The sequence below is a fragment of the Bacillus sp. JJ783 genome (assembly GCF_036963225.1).
In the GTDB taxonomy this organism is placed as follows: Bacteria; Bacillota; Bacilli; order Bacillales; family Bacillaceae_G; genus Bacillus_A; species Bacillus_A cereus_U.
In genome coordinates this window covers 1-18493 of sequence record NZ_JBALMG010000079.1, presented here as the reverse complement: position 1 = coordinate 18493, position 18493 = coordinate 1, and the positions used below count along the sequence as shown (strand labels likewise).

Sequence of the window (18493 nt, the reverse complement as noted above, 5' to 3'; positions counted from 1 at the left end):
ATAAGATGGTTTGCTTTTTAATTTCCCTTTGATAATAATTCTAAAATTCGATTTAAATCTTCTTTATTAAAAAATTCGATTTCGATTTTACCTTTTTCTTTTTTCGTTTCTTTGATTTTTACATCCGTACCAAACTTTTCTCTTAAAAATGTTTCACGCTCTACAAAAAATATATTTCTTTCTTTTTTCACTTGTTGTGTTTCACGTGAAACACGTTGATTAATTTCCTGGACAATTTGTTCCAATTGGCGAACATTCAGTCCTTCTTTTTCAATTCGCTTCAATAAAGATTTCAACTGTTCTTCATCTTTTATTGTAAGTAAAGTTCTTCCATGAGCCATTGAAAGCTGACCGTTTGCAATCATATCTTGAACGAATGAAGGGAGGCTTAACAATCGAGTATAATTTGCGATATAAGGCCTGCTTTTACCAAGACGTTTTGCTAATTGTTCTTGTGTCACATTTAGCTCGTTCATTAACATCTGATATGCCATTGCCTCTTCCATAGGATTTAAATCTTCTCGTTGTAAGTTTTCAAGCAAAGCAAATTCCATCATTTGTTGCTCATTTAATTGCCTTACGACAGCAGGCACCTTCTCAAGTCCGGCCTCTTTAGCAGCACGATATCTTCTTTCACCCGCAACTATTTCATATCCTTTAATACTCTTTCGAGCAATTAACGGTTGCAATATACCGTGCTCTTTAATAGATGCCGCTAATTCCTGAATCGCTTCTTTATTGAAATGTTTACGTGGTTGATATGGATTCGGCCTTAATTCAGTTACGATAATCTCCTGAATCGTTTCTTCTTCTTTCACATCTAAATCTGGAAAAAACACATTGATTCCTCTTCCTAATCCCTTAGCCACCTGCAATCACTTCCTCTGCTAAATCTAAATATACTTCTGCTCCTCTTGATTTAGCGTCATACTGCATAATTGGTTTTCCATGACTTGGTGCCTCACTTAAGCGAACATTACGAGGAATAATCGAACGATATACTTTATCCCTAAAGTATTTTTTCACTTCATCTATAACTTGAATTCCTAAATTTGTACGAGCATCCAACATCGTTAACAATACACCTTGAATTGCTAAATTTTTATTTAAATGCTTTTGCACAAGTCGAACTGTATTTAATAGCTGACTTAACCCTTCCAGCGCGTAATATTCACACTGTACAGGAATAATAACAGAATCTGCTGCTGTTAATGCATTAATCGTTAATAATCCTAAGGATGGAGGACAGTCAATAATAATATACTCATATTCATCACGAATTGGCTGTAATGCTCTTTGCAAGCGTACTTCCCGGGAAATGGTTGGTACCAATTCAATTTCAGCACCAGCCAATTGAATTGTAGCGGGTAGAACATCTAAGTTTTCAGTTGCGGTTTTCCGTATAACACCTTGAACATCTGCATCTTCGACAAGAACATTATAAATACATTGATCTAATTCAGACTTTTCAATCCCTACACCAGTCGTTGCATTTCCTTGAGCATCAATATCTACGAGAAGGACTTTTTTTCCTACTTGTGCCAATCCAGCCCCTAAATTAACGGATGTTGTTGTTTTTCCAACACCGCCTTTTTGATTAGCAATAGCAATGATTTTTCCCATGATGTCACCTACTTTCAACCTTTCTTATTCTAGAAACAATTATGTTTATTGTAACATGAAATAAAAATTTTTCTTTTACGTCCTTATTAAACTTCAAAATTTATTTCTAAACTCCTTCTTGCTTTAACAAGAAAATATAGTAAAAGAGACCTCTCCAATAGGATAAGGTCTCTAGCACGTACTTATTTTTTCTTCGGAATTTTAATCGTAATTTGATAGTATTCATCAAACTCTTCTTCCGCAGAATTAACATTCAAACCACTGTTAGCAACCATTTGTAATGATTGTCTAATTGTGTTCATGGCAATTCTCGCATCTCGACTTACTGCTTTTTGCTTCGCTTTGCGCTTTGGTTTTACTTCTTCTAGTAACTTTGCAATTCGTTCTTCTGTTTGCTTTACATTCAATTGCTTCTCCACAATCTCTTGTAAAACCTTCAGTTGTAATTCCTCATTTTTCAAAGGAATAAGGGCGCGAGCATGCCGTTCTGTAATACTTTTTTCTAATAATGCACTTTTGACTTCTTCAGGCAATTTTAATAATCGCAATTTATTTGCGACTGTCGATTGTCCTTTTCCAAGTCGTTGTGCCAATGCTTCTTGTGTTAAATTATGTAACTCAATCAGCTTTTGATATGCCACAGCTTCCTCAATTGCTGTTAATTCCTCACGCTGCAAATTTTCAATTAACGCTACAGAAGCTGTCTCAGTATCATTTAAATTCTTTATTATTGCAGGAACTTTTTCCCACCCTAACTTTGTTGCTGCGCGGAAACGCCTTTCCCCGGCAATAATCTCGTACTTATCATCCTCATACTGTCTCACAACAATCGGCTGGATAAGCCCATGTGTACGGATCGTTAATGCTAGCTCCTCAATACGTGCATCGTCAAAAACTGTCCGTGGTTGATAACGGTTAGGGGTAATGTTTACTATCGGAATTTCCTGTATTTCTTCATATACCTTTTTAGCTATTTCTTCATGGCTTTCGTCTTGTAATTCGAATTCGCTCTCTTTATCTCCAAAGCCAAATAAACGAGAAAACGTATTTTTCATACATATTCCACCACCTTTTAGGCCTATTGACTGTTCTACATAAAATGTTTCCTATGAAACATTTACGTTTTCATTTATATAATTTAATCTTACGTCTAATAAGATTTATTTTTCAATAGGTAATTTATTGGGCGTTCCCGGTTTGCGTGGATATTTCTTTGGTGTCTTGCGCTTTTTCTCGATTAATAAAATATTACGCTCACTTTCTTCAAACGGTAATTGGAACGTAGACATTTCTTTCAATTCTCCGCCAAGTACCTCTAAAGCATATTTTCCATTTTCGATTTCTTCGTTCGCCGCTGCACCTTTCATTGCAATGAATGTTCCCCCTACTTTTACAAGTGGTAAACATAGCTCACTTAATACAGAAAGACGTGCAACTGCACGTGCCATTACAATATCGTATGCTTCACGTACACCTTCTTTTTTTCCAAATGTTTCAGCACGATCATGACAAAATGCAACATCACTTAATTCTAACTTTTGCGCTAAGTGATTTAAGAAATTAATACGTTTTTGTAATGAATCTACGATTGTTACTTTTAAGTGCGGGAAACAGATTTTTAAAGGGATACTTGGGAATCCAGCTCCTGCTCCAACATCACAAATAGAAAATGGTTTCGAAAAATCATAATAAAAAGCCGCTGTAACAGAATCAAAAAAGTGTTTTAAGTATACTTCTTCTTTCTCCGTAATAGCCGTTAAGTTCATTTTTTCATTCCACTCTACTAACGTTTCAAAGTAGATTTCGAACTGCTCTAACTGTCTAGAAGAGAGGGAAATACCCTTCTCTTCTAGCATAGATTGAAATTGTTCTATGTTCATCTAGCAATATCTCCTTACTATGTTATTGGTTCGATACTCGTGCAATTTTTCCTTGTTCAATGTAAATAAGCAAAATGGAAACATCCGCTGGATTTACGCCAGAAATACGTGAAGCTTGCCCCATCGAAAGCGGACGAACATCTTTCAATTTCTGTCTCGCTTCTGAGGCAAGGCTAGAAATCGCATCATAATCAATATCCACAGGAATTTTTTTGTTTTCCATTTTCTTCATACGCTCTACTTGCTGTAAAGACTTCTCAATATATCCTTCGTACTTAATCTGAATTTCAACTTGTTCTGTAATTTCATCATTTAATTCTAATTCACTTGGTACTAAAAGATGAATATGCTCATATGTCATCTCTGGACGACGTAATAAGTCACTTGCACGTATTCCATCTTTCAATTCGCTTCCACCAATACTACGAATTAATTCTTGAACTTCAGGACGCGGTTTAATAAAAATACTCTCTAACCGTTCCTTTTCCTGATCAATTTGTAGTTTTTTATTTGTAAATCTCTCATAACGATCTTCTTTAATTAAACCAATTTCACGCCCAACCTCAGTTAGACGAAGATCTGCATTATCATGGCGTAATAATAAGCGATATTCTGCACGAGACGTTAATAAACGGTATGGCTCATTTGTGCCTTTCGTTACAAGATCATCAATTAAGACACCAATATATGCATCAGCGCGACCTAAAATAACTTCTTTTTTACCTAAAGAACGACACGCTGCATTAATTCCAGCCATAAGCCCTTGTCCTGCCGCTTCTTCGTAACCAGAAGTCCCATTAATTTGTCCTGCTGTATATAAATTTTTAATTTTTTTCGTTTCAAGTGTTGGCCATAGTTGAGTTGGTACAATCGCATCATATTCAATCGCATAACCCGTACGCATCATTTCAACATTTTCCAGGCCAGGAATTGTTCTAAGCATTGCACGCTGTACATCTTCTGGTAAGCTCGTCGATAAGCCTTGTACATATACTTCTTGCGTATTACGTCCTTCTGGCTCTAAGAAAATTTGATGACGTGGTTTATCGTTAAATCTTACTACCTTGTCTTCAATTGAAGGGCAATATCTAGGCCCTGTTCCTTTAATCATACCAGAATACATAGCTGAGCGATGTAAGTTTTCATCTATTAAACGATGTGTTTCTGTACTTGTATACGTTAACCAACATGGAATTTGATCCATAATAAATTTTGTCGTTTCAAAAGAGAAAGCACGTGGCTTATCATCACCTGGTTGAATTTCTGTTTTACTATAATCAATCGTATTACTGTTTACACGGGGAGGTGTACCTGTTTTAAATCTAACAAGATCAAAACCAAGTTCCTCTAAGTGTTCAGATAACGTAATAGATGGTTGCTGATTATTTGGACCACTTGAATATTTTAAATCTCCCATAATAATCTCACCACGTAAAAATGTTCCCGTTGTAATTACAACTGTTTTCGCTGTGTATTCAGCACCAGCTTGTGTAATTACCCCTTTACATACACCATCTTCAACAATTAAACGCTCTACCAAACCTTGAAACAACGTTAAATTTGGTGTTTCTTCAATTGTTTTCTTTAACTCATGCTGGTAAGAGAATTTATCAGCTTGTGCACGAAGCGCACGTACAGCTGGTCCTTTACCCGTATTTAACATACGCATTTGAATATGTGTTTTATCAATATTGCGTCCCATTTCTCCGCCTAATGCATCAATTTCACGAACAACAATCCCTTTTGCTGGTCCACCAACAGAAGGGTTACATGGCATGAACGCTACCATATCTAAGTTAATTGTTAACATTAATGTTTTTGAGCCCATTCGTGCTGCCGCAAGACCAGCTTCACATCCTGCATGACCTGCACCGATTACTATGACATCATATGAACCGGCATTGTATCCCATTGTTTATTCCTCCTAATAACCTCTATCTTACTAAATCATCTCTGATTAAAGTTTTACTTTATTTTCCTAAACAAAATTGAGAGAACAATTGGTCAATTAAGCTTTCATGGACAGTATCACCAGTAATTTCACCAAGTATTTCCCACGCTCTTGTTAAATCAATTTGAACCATATCAATCGGAACACCATTTTCTATCGCTTCAATTGCATCATTAATTGTTCTTCCTGCTTGTGTTAACAATCCGATATGTCTCGCATTAGACACGTATGTCATATCCGCAGAATCAATTGTTCCTTCAAAGAATAAATCAGCTATTGCCTTTTCAAGCTCATCTATTCCTTGCTCCTCAATTAAAGATGTTGTAATAACACGATTGCCTACCGCTAAATCTGTAACACGTTCCATATCAATTTCTTGCGGTAAATCTGTCTTATTTACAATGACAATGAAATCTTTTCCTTGTACGGCACGGAATAGATCCTCATCTTCATTTGTTAAAGCCTCGCTATAGTTCACTACAATTAACACTAAGTCTGCTTGGCTCATCATTTCCTTCGAACGCTCTACACCAATTCTTTCAACAATATCTTCCGTTTCACGAATTCCGGCTGTATCTATAAGTTTAAGTGGTACACCACGCACATTAACGTACTCTTCAATAACATCACGAGTTGTTCCTGCAATATCAGTTACAATTGCCTTTTTCTCCTGAACAAGACTATTTAATAGCGATGATTTCCCAACGTTAGGTCTACCGATAATCGCGGTAGAAATGCCTTCACGTAAAATCTTTCCTTGCTTCGATGTTTCTAATATCTTTGCAATTTCAGCACGGACATGTGTAGCTTTCTCAATTAAAATATTATGCGTCATCTCTTCTACATCATCATATTCTGGGTAATCTATATTCACCTCAATATGAGCTAATGTTTCTAATATTTCTTGACGCAGATGGCCGATTAATTTAGATAATCGTCCTTCCATTTGGTTAATCGCTACATTCATAGCACGATCTGTTTTCGCGCGGATTAAGTCCATAACAGCTTCCGCTTGTGACAAATCAATACGTCCATTTAAAAAAGCACGTTTTGTAAATTCACCAGGCTCTGCTAGTCGTACTCCTTGTGCTAAAATAAGCTGTAATACTTTATTTACCGAAACAAGCCCACCATGACAGTTAATTTCTACTATATTTTCACGCGTAAAAGTCCTTGGTGCACGCATAATGGATACCATAACTTCTTCAATAACTTGATTTGTATCTAAATCGACAATATGACCATAATGAATTGTATGAGAAGAAACCTGTGTTAAATCCTTCCCTTTAAAAATACGATCGACTTTCTCAATCGCATCATCCCCACTTACTCGAACAATGGCAATTGCACCTTCCCCAAGTGCTGTGGAAATTGCGGCAATTGTATCAAATTCCATGTCCTTTCACCTCACTTGCTTATTTATCTCTATTTCAACATGAATTTTTTCCGTCACTAAATTATTAGGATACCATAACGAACCTATCTACAAAAGAATAATAACTCATTTTATTATGTCCTTATGTAAAAAACACTAAACTTATTCACAGTGGATAAATCTAGTGTTTTTTAGTTATCCACATTTATTTTCTCCTCAAAAAAACCGGCACTCAATTGAGTAACCGGTCACTTGGAAGATATTACAACATACCGATGTGGTTCTTTCCCTTCAGAAGTTGTAATGATATTTTGATGATTAGATAATGCTTGGTGAATAATTTTTCGTTCAAAAGAAGGCATTGGTTCTAGAACAACTCTTTTTTTCGTACTCACTACTTGTTTTGCCAATCGATAAGAAAGAGATTCTAACGTAGTTTTTCTTTTACTACGATAGTTTTCAGCATCCAGTGTAATACCAATATATTGCTTTGTATTACGATTCGCAACAAGTTTTGTTAAATACTGTAAAGAATTCAACGTATTACCTCTTTTTCCAATTAAAACACCAATGTTTTCACCAGAAATTGTAAATTCAACTTCGCGTCCTTTTACAATTTTTCTAATCTCAACTTCCACACCCATATTTTGAATAACATTTTTTAAATATTCTTCACATTCTTGGATTGGATCTTTTTTCAATACAACTTCTACTACAGCGAGGCGATTCCCAAATAAACCTAGGAATCCCCTCTTACCCTCATCGATAATATTTATATCTACTCGATCTTTCGAAACATTTAATTGTCTTAAAGCATCTTGTACTGCCAGCTCGACTGTTTGTCCTTTAGCAGTAATTATACTCACTTGCTTGATCCTCCTGCCTTACTAGCCTTAATTTCAGGCCCTTTGATCAGATACATTTGAGCGATACCAAAGATATTACCAACTACCCAGTACAATGATAGTGCTGCTGGGAAGTTAATTGCAAAGACTAAGATCATAATTGGCATAAGCCAAATCATCATTGCCATTTGCGGATTTTGCCCAGCCGTTCCTGCCATTGCAAGCTTTTGCTGAATAAAAGTCGTAATAGCCGCAACAATTGGAAGGATATAGTAAGGATCTGCCTGTCCTAAATCAAACCATAAAAATGTATGTTTACTAATTTCTGCCGTTCTCATAATCGCATGATAAAAAGCGAATAGGATAGGCATCTGAACAAATATTGGTAAACATCCTGCTAATGGATTTACACCATTTTTTTGGTACAACTGCATCATTTCTTGTTGTAATTTTTGTTGTGTTGCTTGATCTTTTGAGCTGTACTTTTCTTTTAATTTCACCATTTCTGGTTGTAACGCCTGCATTGCTTTCGTACTCTTCGTTTGTTTAATCATTAATGGTAATAATGCAAAACGAATGATAAGAGTTGTAACAACGATTGCTAAACCATAATTACTGCCAAATAAATTTGCAAAATACGTGATTAACTGAGAAAGCGGGTATACGAAATATTCATTCCAAATCCCAGTGCTTTTCGGTGTAATCGGCTGATTTGTTTCACTACAGCCGGTAGCGATTGCCATTAACATAATAACCATGGCTAATAAACCTATTTTCTTTTTCAAAGCCTGCTCCTCCTTGTTTCGGTATGTATATAGTGTAATTCATTTCCTTACGCTACTTTTTTATTCTTTTCATACCAGAGCGTTTAAAGACATGAATTAAGCTTTTCTTTAACTCTTCATATGTCATCTCTGCACAAGGCTTCCTTGCTATTATAACAAAATCTTTTCCAGAATCTATCTCATCTTTTAATTCTATAATCGATTGGCGGATCATACGCTTAATTCGATTACGCACTACTGCATTTCCTATTTTCTTACTAACAGAAAGACCAATGCGAAAATGCGGCTGTTTTTCTTTATCTAATTTGTATACAACAAACTGGCGATTGGCATTCGATTGACCTTTTTGGAAAACAGCCTGGAATTCATCATTCTTTTTTATACGATTTTTTTTCTTCATATCATTTGACACTCCTGTATTTCATCAGCGGAAACTCATTATTATTAGAAAAAAAGACCACTGAACGATCAGTGGTCTACGCAGATAATACTTTTCTTCCTTTACGACGACGAGCTGCTAGCACTTTACGTCCGTTTGCTGTGCTCATACGGCTGCGGAAACCATGTACTTTGCTGCGCTTACGTTTATTTGGTTGGTAAGTTCTTTTCATTATATGACACCTCCCTGAGGAATATCTGTTAAAGACAGTCTAATAAATTATAGTAAATCAAATAGGAAAATGTCAATGGTTCTCGAAATTTTCATCAAATATTCATTTTTAACCTATTCACACACTTTTTCACAGTCCCTATATTTCCTTGTGGATAAATTTATTTTCTCTTTTTTGTATCCACAAACTCTTTTTTTACTTTTACACAGTATATCGTATTGTGGACAAGTTTATTCCACAAGGTATTGATTTTGTGGATAACTTTCTTAAATTCATTGCTATAGCTGCTTTTTTTTGATATTATAGTTGTGTTTTCACTTTGAATAAGTTTTCCACACCTTTATTTTATCCACAATTTGTGTATAACATGTGGATAGTTTAAATCACATGTGGGTAAATAGTTGTCCACATATGTTATTTTGTCGAAAACTCTATCTCGGATACTAACGACGTTTTTATATTTTAAAATACGTTTCGTATAAATATGCATTAGAAATATTTACAGGTTGTACAATTGTTGCGCAACCTTATTCTTTTACCATCTTTGTAAAGGAGGGACACCTTTGGAAAATATCTCTGATTTATGGAATAGTGCCTTAAAAGAATTAGAAAAAAAGGTAAGCAAGCCAAGTTATGAAACCTGGTTAAAGTCAACAACTGCTCATAACTTAAAAAAAGATGTATTAACTATTACAGCTCCAAATGAATTCGCTCGTGACTGGCTAGAATCTCATTATTCGGAACTAATCTCCGAAACACTTTATGATTTAACAGGGGCAAAACTAGCTATTCGTTTTATCATTCCCCAAAGTCAGGCAGAAGAGGATATAGATCTCCCTTCTGTTAAGCAAAAACACGCACATGATGAGTCTAATCACTTACCACAGAGTATGTTAAACCCAAAATATACATTTGATACATTTGTTATTGGCTCTGGTAATCGTTTTGCACATGCTGCTTCTTTAGCTGTAGCTGAGGCACCAGCTAAAGCCTATAATCCGCTCTTTATTTACGGGGGCGTTGGACTTGGAAAAACACATTTAATGCACGCAATTGGGCATTATGTAATTGAACACAATCCGAATGCAAAAGTTGTATATTTATCATCTGAAAAATTTACAAATGAATTTATTAACTCAATTCGTGATAATAAAGCTGTCGATTTTCGTAATAAATATCGTAATGTAGATGTCTTATTGATAGATGATATTCAATTTCTTGCTGGAAAAGAACAAACACAGGAAGAGTTTTTCCATACATTTAATGCGTTACATGAAGAAAGTAAACAAATTGTGATTTCAAGCGATAGACCACCAAAAGAAATCCCAACTTTAGAAGATCGCCTTCGTTCTCGCTTTGAATGGGGGTTAATTACGGACATTACGCCACCAGATTTAGAAACTAGAATCGCAATTTTACGTAAAAAAGCGAAAGCAGAAGGTCTTGATATACCAAATGAAGTTATGCTTTATATTGCAAATCAAATCGATTCAAATATTCGTGAACTAGAGGGTGCACTTATTCGAGTTGTAGCTTATTCATCTTTAATTAATAAAGATATGAATGCTGATTTAGCGGCTGAAGCGCTTAAAAATATTATTCCAAACTCTATACCTAGAATTATTTCTATTTCTGATATTCAAAAGGCTGTTGGGGGCGTCTATCAAGTAAAGTTAGAAGATTTCAAAGCAAAAAAACGGACAAAATCCGTTGCATTCCCTCGCCAAATTGCGATGTATTTATCACGTGAACTTACGGACTCATCTTTGCCAAAAATAGGTGAAGAATTTGGTGGCCGCGATCATACAACAGTAATCCATGCTCACGAAAAAATTTCGAAGCTATTAAAAACGGATACTCAATTACAAAAACACGTTGAAGAAGTTAAGGATATTTTAAAATAGTAGTAGCTGAATAGTGTGAATAACTTAGCTTATTTTACGCACAGTCTATCCACATGTAGATAGACTGTTTTTACATCTTTAAACAGTGTTATCCACATATCCACAAGCCCTATTACTATTACTACTACTTTTTTATCTTTATTAAATAAATAAAATCTTATACTTACCGGAGGTTTTTCGTTATGCGTTTTACAATACAAAAAGACTATCTTGTAAGAAGTGTACAAGATGTAATGAAGGCAGTTTCTTCTCGTACCACAATTCCAATTCTTACAGGGATTAAAGTTGTAGCAACTGAAGAAGGAGTTACTTTAACAGGTAGTGATGCAGACATCTCTATCGAATCATTTATCCCAGTCGAAGATGCTGGAAAAGAAATTGTGGAAATTGAACAATCAGGAAGTATTATTTTACAAGCAAAATATTTTAGTGAGATCGTAAAAAAATTACCTAAAGAAACTGTCGAAATTTCTGTGGAAAATCATTTTATGACAAAAATAAAATCTGGGAAATCAGAGTTCAACTTAAATGGTTTAGATGCTGCTGAATATCCGTTATTACCACAAATCGAAGAACATCATGTATTTAAGATTCCAACAGATTTACTAAAGCACATGATTCGTCAAACAGTATTTGCAGTTTCAAGTTCTGAAACAAGACCGATCTTGACAGGTGTAAACTGGAAGGTATATAACAGCGAGCTAACTTGCATTGCAACAGATAGTCATAGGCTAGCACTTCGTAAAGCGAAAATCGAAGGGTATAATATTACTGAGGAATTTCAATCAAATGTTGTTATTCCTGGTAAAAGCCTAAATGAATTAAGTAAAATTCTAGATGAGTCTGAAGAAATGGTAGATATCGTTATTACGGAGTATCAAGTATTATTCCGTACAAAACATTTATTATTCTTCTCAAGATTATTAGAAGGAAATTATCCAGATACAACGCGTTTAATTCCAGTTGAAAGTAAAACTGATATTTTTGTAAATACAAAAGAATTTTTACAAGCGATTGATCGTGCGTCGCTATTAGCAAGAGATGGTCGTAACAACGTTGTTAAATTATCAACATTAGAACAACAGATGTTAGAGATCTCTTCAAATGCACCAGAAATCGGAAAAGTAGTAGAAGAGGTTCAATGTGAAAATGTAGATGGAGAAGAATTAAAAATATCTTTTAGTGCAAAATATATGATGGACGCATTAAAAGCTCTAGATAGTACAGAAATTAAAGTTAGTTTTACTGGGGCGATGAGACCGTTCTTAATTCGTACAGTAAATGATAATTCCATTATCCAATTAATTTTACCAGTCCGTACTTACTAAGTAAGGATTAAGGGTTGCTAGTGTAAAGGTACTAGTGACCCTTATTTGATTTGTAGGGTATTACTTTCCTAATGCTAGTTTATTTAGTACAATGAAAGAATGAACACTTTCAGAAAGTGAGCGATTTTATGAAACTTATTAAGATTTCAACAGAATACATTACACTAGGACAATTTTTAAAGTTAGCTGATGTAATTGATACAGGTGGCGCTGTGAAATGGTTCTTACAAGAATATGAAGTATACGTGAATCAAGAACTTGAAAATAGAAGAGGCCGAAAGTTATATGCAAATGATATTGTTGAAATTCCGGGAAGCGGAACTTTCCAAGTTCAGGCATAAAGGGGGATCCCTTTGTTTATTACAGAAATACAATTAAAAAACTATCGCAATTATGAGCATTTGGAGCTTTCCTTTGAGGATAAAGTCAATGTAATTATTGGTGAAAATGCGCAAGGGAAAACGAATCTGATGGAAGCTATTTATGTATTGGCGATGGCGAAATCCCATAGAACTTCGAACGATCGTGAACTCATTCGTTGGGATGAGGATTATGGTAATATAAAAGGTAGATTACAAAGGCGAAATAGCTCATTATCCTTAGAATTAAATATTTCAAAAAAAGGTAAAAAGGCAAAGTTAAATCAGTTAGAACAACAAAAATTGAGCCAGTATATTGGTGAAATGAATGTTGTTATGTTTGCCCCAGAAGATTTAAATCTTGTAAAAGGAAGCCCTCAAGTACGAAGACGCTTTTTGGATATGGAACTTGGACAAATAGCTCCAGTCTATTTGTATGAATTAAGTCAATACCAAAAGGTACTCACGCAACGAAATCATTTACTTAAGAAGATGCAAGGGAATAGTAAAAATGAGGAAACGATGTTGGATGTATTTACACTTCAACTTATTGAGCATGGTGCAAAAATTTTGCGGAAACGTTTTGAATTTTTGCATTTACTACAAGAATGGGCTGCTCCAATTCATCGCGGAATTAGCAGGGGATTAGAGGAGTTAGAAATCGTTTATAAACCAAGTGTAGATGTATCAGAATCAATGGATTTGTCGAAAATAAAAGAAGTATACTATGAAAGTTTTCAATCTGTGAAACAACGTGAAATTTTCCGTGGTACAACTTTACTCGGTCCTCATCGTGATGATTTACAATTCTTCGTTAATAGTAAAAATGTTCAAGTCTTTGGTTCACAAGGACAACAACGAACAACCGCACTATCCCTGAAATTGGCTGAAATTGAATTGATATACTCAGAGGTTAAGGAATATCCAATCCTTTTACTAGATGATGTGTTATCAGAATTAGATGATTATCGCCAATCGCATCTGCTAAATACAATTCAAGGAAAAGTACAAACCTTTGTGACAACGACGAGTGTCGACGGAATTGAACACGAAACATTGAAAGAAGCGAAAACAATTCATGTAACGAACGGCACGGTAGATTGTGAAATAGACAGGAAATAATTTCTGTTTAAATGGAAAAGTAGGTGATCTTTGTGTCAATGGAACAAAAGCAAATGCAGGAAAATGCATATGATGAAAGTCAGATCCAGGTGTTAGAAGGGCTGGAAGCGGTTCGTAAGCGTCCTGGTATGTATATCGGTTCTACAAGTGGAAAAGGTCTTCATCACCTCGTATGGGAAATAGTTGATAACAGTATTGACGAAGCTTTAGCGGGATATTGTGATGAAATTAATGTCAGTATTGAAGAAGATAATAGTATTGTTGTAACAGATGATGGTCGTGGTATCCCAGTTGGTATTCAAGAGAAAATGGGACGTCCTGCTGTAGAAGTTATTATGACGGTACTCCATGCCGGTGGTAAATTTGGCGGTGGCGGTTATAAAGTCTCCGGTGGTTTGCATGGAGTAGGTGCATCTGTTGTAAATGCTTTATCAACAGAATTAGAGGTATTTGTACATCGAGATGGAAAAATACACTATCAAAAGTATGAACGTGGGATCCCGGCTGCGGATTTAAAAGTAATAGGTGAAACTGATCGTACAGGAACGATCACACGCTTTAAGCCAGATGCAGAAATTTTTACAGAGACGACAGAATACGAATTTGATACATTAGCTACTCGTATGCGTGAGTTGGCGTTTTTAAATCGTAATATTAAATTAACAATTGAAGATAAGCGTGAACATAAGCAAAAGAAAGAATTCCATTATGAAGGTGGAATTAAATCATATGTTGAACATTTAAATCGTTCAAAACAACCGATTCATGAAGAACCTGTATATGTTGACGGTTCAAAAGATGGGATTCAAGTTGAGGTTGCTCTTCAATATAACGAAGGCTATACAAATCATATTTATTCATTTACGAATAATATTCATACGTATGAAGGCGGTACACATGAGGTAGGTTTTAAGACTGCTCTAACACGTGTAATTAACGATTATGGTCGTAAAAATAATATTTTAAAAGATGCGGATAGTAATTTAACTGGTGAAGATGTTCGTGAAGGTTTAACGGCAATCGTGTCAATTAAGCATCCAAATCCACAATTTGAAGGACAAACAAAGACGAAACTTGGAAATAGTGAAGCGAGAACGATTACAGAGTCTGTATTCTCAGAGGCATTTGAAAAGTTCTTACTAGAAAATCCCAATGTTGCACGTAAAATTATAGATAAAGGGACTATGGCAGCGCGTGCACGTGTAGCGGCTAAAAAGGCGCGTGAACTAACGCGCCGAAAGAGTGCTCTAGAAGTTTCAAGTTTACCAGGGAAGCTAGCTGATTGTTCTTCTAAAGATCCAGCAATTAGCGAAATTTATATCGTGGAGGGTGACTCTGCGGGCGGATCTGCAAAACAAGGACGCGATCGTCATTTCCAAGCGATTTTACCACTGAAGGGTAAAATTATTAACGTTGAGAAGGCACGTTTAGATAAGATTTTATCAAATGATGAAGTTCGTACAATTATTACAGCAATAGGTACAAATATTGGTGGGGATTTTGATATTGAAAAAGCTCGATATCATAAAGTTATTATTATGACAGATGCCGATGTTGATGGTGCGCATATTCGTACCCTATTATTAACGTTCTTCTATCGTTATATGCGTCAAATCATTGAGTGTGGTTATATATATATCGCGCAGCCACCGTTGTTTAAAGTACAACAAGGTAAAAAAATTCAATATGCTTATAACAATAAAGAACTTGAAAAAATACTAGCTGAATTACCAGCTCAACCTAAGCCTGGGATTCAGCGTTATAAAGGTCTAGGGGAAATGAATCCAACTCAGCTGTGGGAGACGACAATGGACCCAGAAGTACGTTCATTACTTCAAGTTTCCCTTCAAGATGCAATTGAAGCGGATGAAACATTTGAAATTTTAATGGGTGATAAAGTAGAGCCGCGTCGTAACTTTATCCAAGAAAATGCAAAATACGTGAAAAACCTTGATATTTAAGTGAGTAATGACAGGAATCTAAGTATTCCTGTCTTCTACATATAAATCAATGTATGTGTAACGGAAATGTAAGAGGAGGTGCTCGTTGATGTCAGACAATCAACAACAAGCACGAATTCGAGAAATTAATATTAGTCATGAAATGCGTACCTCATTTTTAGATTACGCAATGAGTGTTATCGTGTCTCGTGCATTACCAGATGTTCGTGATGGATTAAAGCCGGTTCATCGTAGGGTTTTATATGCGATGAATGATTTAGGAATTACAGCTGATAAAGCATATAAGAAGTCGGCGCGTATTGTCGGCGAAGTAATTGGTAAGTATCACCCGCACGGTGATTCAGCTGTTTATGAAACAATGGTACGTATGGCGCAAGATTTTAGTCAACGTTACATGCTTGTTGATGGACATGGTAATTTCGGTTCTGTTGATGGAGATTCAGCGGCAGCAATGCGTTATACAGAAGCAAGAATGTCTAAGATTTCTATGGAATTAATACGCGATATTACAAAGAATACAATTGATTATCAAGATAACTATGATGGTTCTGAAAGAGAACCAGTTGTATTACCAGCGCGTTTCCCTAACTTATTAGTCAATGGTACGACGGGTATTGCGGTTGGTATGGCAACAAACATTCCACCGCATCAACTTGGAGAAGTAATTGATGGTGTGTTGGCATTAAGTCATAACCCTGATATCACTATCGCGGAATTAATGGAATATATTCCTGGACCAGACTTCCCAACATCAGGTTTAATCTTAGGGCGAAGTGGAATTCGAAGAGCTTACGAAACAGGTCGCGGTTCTATTATACTTCGTGCTAAAGTTGAAATTGAAGAGAGAGCAAATGGTAAACAAACTATTATCGTAACAGAACTACCTTATCAAGTTAATAAGGCGCGATTAATTGAAAAGATTGCAGAATTAGTTCGTGATAAGAAAATTGAAGGTATTACAGATTTACGTGATGAATCGGACCGAAATGGTATGCGTATCGTTATGGAAGTACGTCGTGATGCCAATGCCAATGTACTATTAAATAATCTATATAAACATACAGCACTTCAAACAAGTTTTGGTATTAATATGTTGTCTCTTGTAAATGGAGAGCCACAAGTCCTGAATTTAAAACAAAATCTATATTATTATTTAGAGCATCAAAAGGTAGTAATTCGTAGACGTACTGCTTATGAATTAGAGAAAGCAGAAGCGCGTGCTCATATTTTAGAAGGATTACGAATTGCTTTAGATCATCTTGATGAAGTTATTACTTTAATCCGTAGTTCAAAAACAGCTGATATTGCAAAACAAGGTTTAATGGAACGTTTCGGATTAAGTGAGAAACAAGCGCAAGCGATTTTAGATATGCGTTTGCAACGTTTAACCGGATTAGAGCGCGAAAAAATCGAACAAGAATATCAAGACTTAATGAAGATAATTGCGGAGTTAAAAGCAATCTTAGCAGACGAAGAAAAAGTTCTTGAAATTATTCGCGAGGAATTAGCTGAAGTAAAAGATCGTTTTAATGATAAGAGAAGAACGGAAATTACAATTGGCGGTATGGAAGCTATAGAGGATGAAGATTTAATCCCAGAACAAAATATCGCAATTACACTTACTCATAATGGTTATATTAAGAGGTTACCGGCTTCTACGTACAAAACACAGAACCGTGGGGGACGTGGTGTACAAGGAATGGGTACGAATGATGATGACTTTGTTGAACATTTATTAACAACGTCTACTCATGATCATATTTTATTCTTCACAAACAAGGGTAAAGTATACCGTACAAAAGGATATGAAATTCCAGAGTATAGTCGTACGGCAAAAGGCATACCAATTATTAATCTATTAGGGGTAGATAAGGGTGAGTGGATCAACGCTATTATTCCAATTCGTGAATTTGGTGACGACCAGTTCTTATTCTTTACAACGAAACAAGGTATTTCTAAGAGAACGCCGCTCTCATCATTTGCAAATATACGTACGAACGGTTTAATTGCAATTTCGCTTCGTGAAGAAGATGAATTAATTTCTGTACGTTTAACATCTGGTGATAAAGATATTATCGTAGGGACAAGCAACGGTATGTTAATTCGCTTCAATGAACAGGATGTACGTTCTATGGGCCGTAATGCAGCTGGTGTAAAAGCTATTACACTAGGCGAAGAGGACCAAGTAGTAGGTATGGAAATTGTTGAAGAGGATACGAATGTCTTAATCGTAACGAAGAACGGGTATGGTAAGCGTACGCCGGTTGAAGAGTATCGACTACAGAGTCGTGGTGGTAAAGGTCTGAAGACTTGTAACATTACAGACAAGAACGGTAAATTAGTAGCGGTTAAGTCTGTAACAGGTGAAGAAGACATTATGTTAATTACAGTAGCGGGTGTTATTATTCGTATGCCAGTTGATCAAATCTCTCAAATGGGGCGTAATACACAAGGTGTTCGTCTAATTCGATTAGGGGATGAGCAAGAGGTAGCGACAGTAGCAAAAGCACAAAAGGATGAAGAAGAAGAAGAAATTAGCGAAGAGGTTTCTTCTGAAGAATAAGAGGGGGATTTCTCCCCCTCTTATTTTTTTATAATAATACTTGCATAGCAATAGTAAAGTGTATATAATAGGCAGAGTCAGCAAATGAGAGATACAAGTTATCGAAAAAAACTTGTTGACGAAAATAATATACTATGATATATTATGAAAGTCGCTGAAACGCGATGTTGAACTTTGAAAACTAAA

At 35.6% G+C, this 18493-nt stretch carries 16 protein-coding genes; 6 read left to right on the top strand and 10 right to left on the bottom strand.

The window, feature by feature from the left end:
• Positions 1-17 precede the first annotated feature (17 nt).
• The 10 genes from spo0J to rpmH form a co-directional block, all read right to left on the bottom strand.
• On the bottom strand, positions 18-869 hold the full coding sequence (gene spo0J, locus V7038_RS17370) for a stage 0 sporulation protein Spo0J (protein ID WP_171902578.1): 852 nt from the start codon (positions 867-869) through the stop codon (positions 18-20).
• Complete coding sequence (gene soj / locus V7038_RS17365) at positions 862-1623, bottom strand: sporulation initiation inhibitor protein Soj (RefSeq protein ID WP_002113231.1); 762 nt, start codon at positions 1621-1623, stop codon at positions 862-864. The genes spo0J and soj overlap by 8 nt, the downstream gene beginning before the upstream one ends.
• 182 nt (positions 1624-1805) lie before the next feature.
• On the bottom strand, positions 1806-2678 hold the full coding sequence (noc, locus tag V7038_RS17360; protein ID WP_002113232.1) for a nucleoid occlusion protein: 873 nt from the start codon (positions 2676-2678) through the stop codon (positions 1806-1808).
• A gap of 105 nt (positions 2679-2783) precedes the next feature.
• Positions 2784-3503: a 16S rRNA (guanine(527)-N(7))-methyltransferase RsmG gene (rsmG, locus tag V7038_RS17355; RefSeq protein ID WP_002089956.1), complete on the bottom strand. Its 720-nt coding sequence runs from the start codon at positions 3501-3503 to the stop codon at positions 2784-2786.
• Positions 3504-3525: 22 nt separating this feature from the next.
• Complete coding sequence (mnmG, locus tag V7038_RS17350; protein ID WP_199675500.1) at positions 3526-5415, bottom strand: tRNA uridine-5-carboxymethylaminomethyl(34) synthesis enzyme MnmG; 1890 nt, start codon at positions 5413-5415, stop codon at positions 3526-3528.
• A 58-nt stretch (positions 5416-5473) separates the two neighbouring features.
• Positions 5474-6850 carry a tRNA uridine-5-carboxymethylaminomethyl(34) synthesis GTPase MnmE gene (gene mnmE, locus V7038_RS17345; RefSeq protein ID WP_002034990.1) on the bottom strand — a complete coding sequence of 459 codons (1377 nt, stop codon included), beginning with the start codon at positions 6848-6850 and terminating at the stop codon, positions 5474-5476.
• 227 nt (positions 6851-7077) lie between these two features.
• A complete protein-coding gene (gene jag, locus V7038_RS17340; RefSeq protein ID WP_002113234.1) occupies positions 7078-7695 on the bottom strand; it encodes an RNA-binding cell elongation regulator Jag/EloR in 618 nt (205 codons plus the stop codon).
• Positions 7692-8459, bottom strand: a complete 768-nt coding sequence (spoIIIJ, locus tag V7038_RS17335) for a YidC family membrane integrase SpoIIIJ (protein WP_002113235.1) — start codon at positions 8457-8459, stop codon at positions 7692-7694. Before spoIIIJ ends, jag begins: the two co-directional genes overlap by 4 nt.
• Positions 8460-8511: 52 nt before the next feature.
• Complete coding sequence (rnpA, locus tag V7038_RS17330) at positions 8512-8859, bottom strand: ribonuclease P protein component (RefSeq protein ID WP_002089963.1); 348 nt, start codon at positions 8857-8859, stop codon at positions 8512-8514.
• Positions 8860-8935: 76 nt separating this feature from the next.
• Entirely contained in the window at positions 8936-9070 is a 135-nt protein-coding gene (rpmH, locus tag V7038_RS17325; protein WP_000831901.1) for a 50S ribosomal protein L34, read from the bottom strand.
• A 563-nt stretch (positions 9071-9633) separates the two neighbouring features.
• On the opposite strand from rpmH, the gene dnaA reads away from it, so the two are divergent.
• The 6 genes from dnaA to gyrA all read left to right on the top strand — a co-directional run bounded on the left by dnaA (position 9634) and on the right by gyrA (position 18307).
• Positions 9634-10974, top strand: a complete 1341-nt coding sequence (dnaA, locus tag V7038_RS17320) for a chromosomal replication initiator protein DnaA (protein ID WP_002016481.1) — start codon at positions 9634-9636, stop codon at positions 10972-10974.
• 182 nt (positions 10975-11156) lie between these two features.
• The gene (gene dnaN, locus V7038_RS17315) at positions 11157-12302 is read left to right on the top strand and encodes a DNA polymerase III subunit beta (protein ID WP_335471088.1); all 1146 of its coding nucleotides are present in this window, start codon (positions 11157-11159) and stop codon (positions 12300-12302) included.
• A 128-nt stretch (positions 12303-12430) separates the two neighbouring features.
• Positions 12431-12643: a S4 domain-containing protein YaaA gene (gene yaaA, locus V7038_RS17310; protein WP_002016484.1), complete on the top strand. Its 213-nt coding sequence runs from the start codon at positions 12431-12433 to the stop codon at positions 12641-12643.
• 12 nt (positions 12644-12655) lie between these two features.
• Positions 12656-13783 carry a DNA replication/repair protein RecF gene (recF, locus tag V7038_RS17305; RefSeq protein WP_002113239.1) on the top strand — a complete coding sequence of 376 codons (1128 nt, stop codon included), beginning with the start codon at positions 12656-12658 and terminating at the stop codon, positions 13781-13783.
• 38 nt (positions 13784-13821) lie between these two features.
• Positions 13822-15744 carry a DNA topoisomerase (ATP-hydrolyzing) subunit B gene (gyrB, locus tag V7038_RS17300; RefSeq protein WP_033714071.1) on the top strand — a complete coding sequence of 641 codons (1923 nt, stop codon included), beginning with the start codon at positions 13822-13824 and terminating at the stop codon, positions 15742-15744.
• Between the two features lie 88 nt (positions 15745-15832).
• The gene (gene gyrA / locus V7038_RS17295) at positions 15833-18307 is read left to right on the top strand and encodes a DNA gyrase subunit A (protein ID WP_002113241.1); all 2475 of its coding nucleotides are present in this window, start codon (positions 15833-15835) and stop codon (positions 18305-18307) included.
• Positions 18308-18493 lie beyond the last annotated feature (186 nt).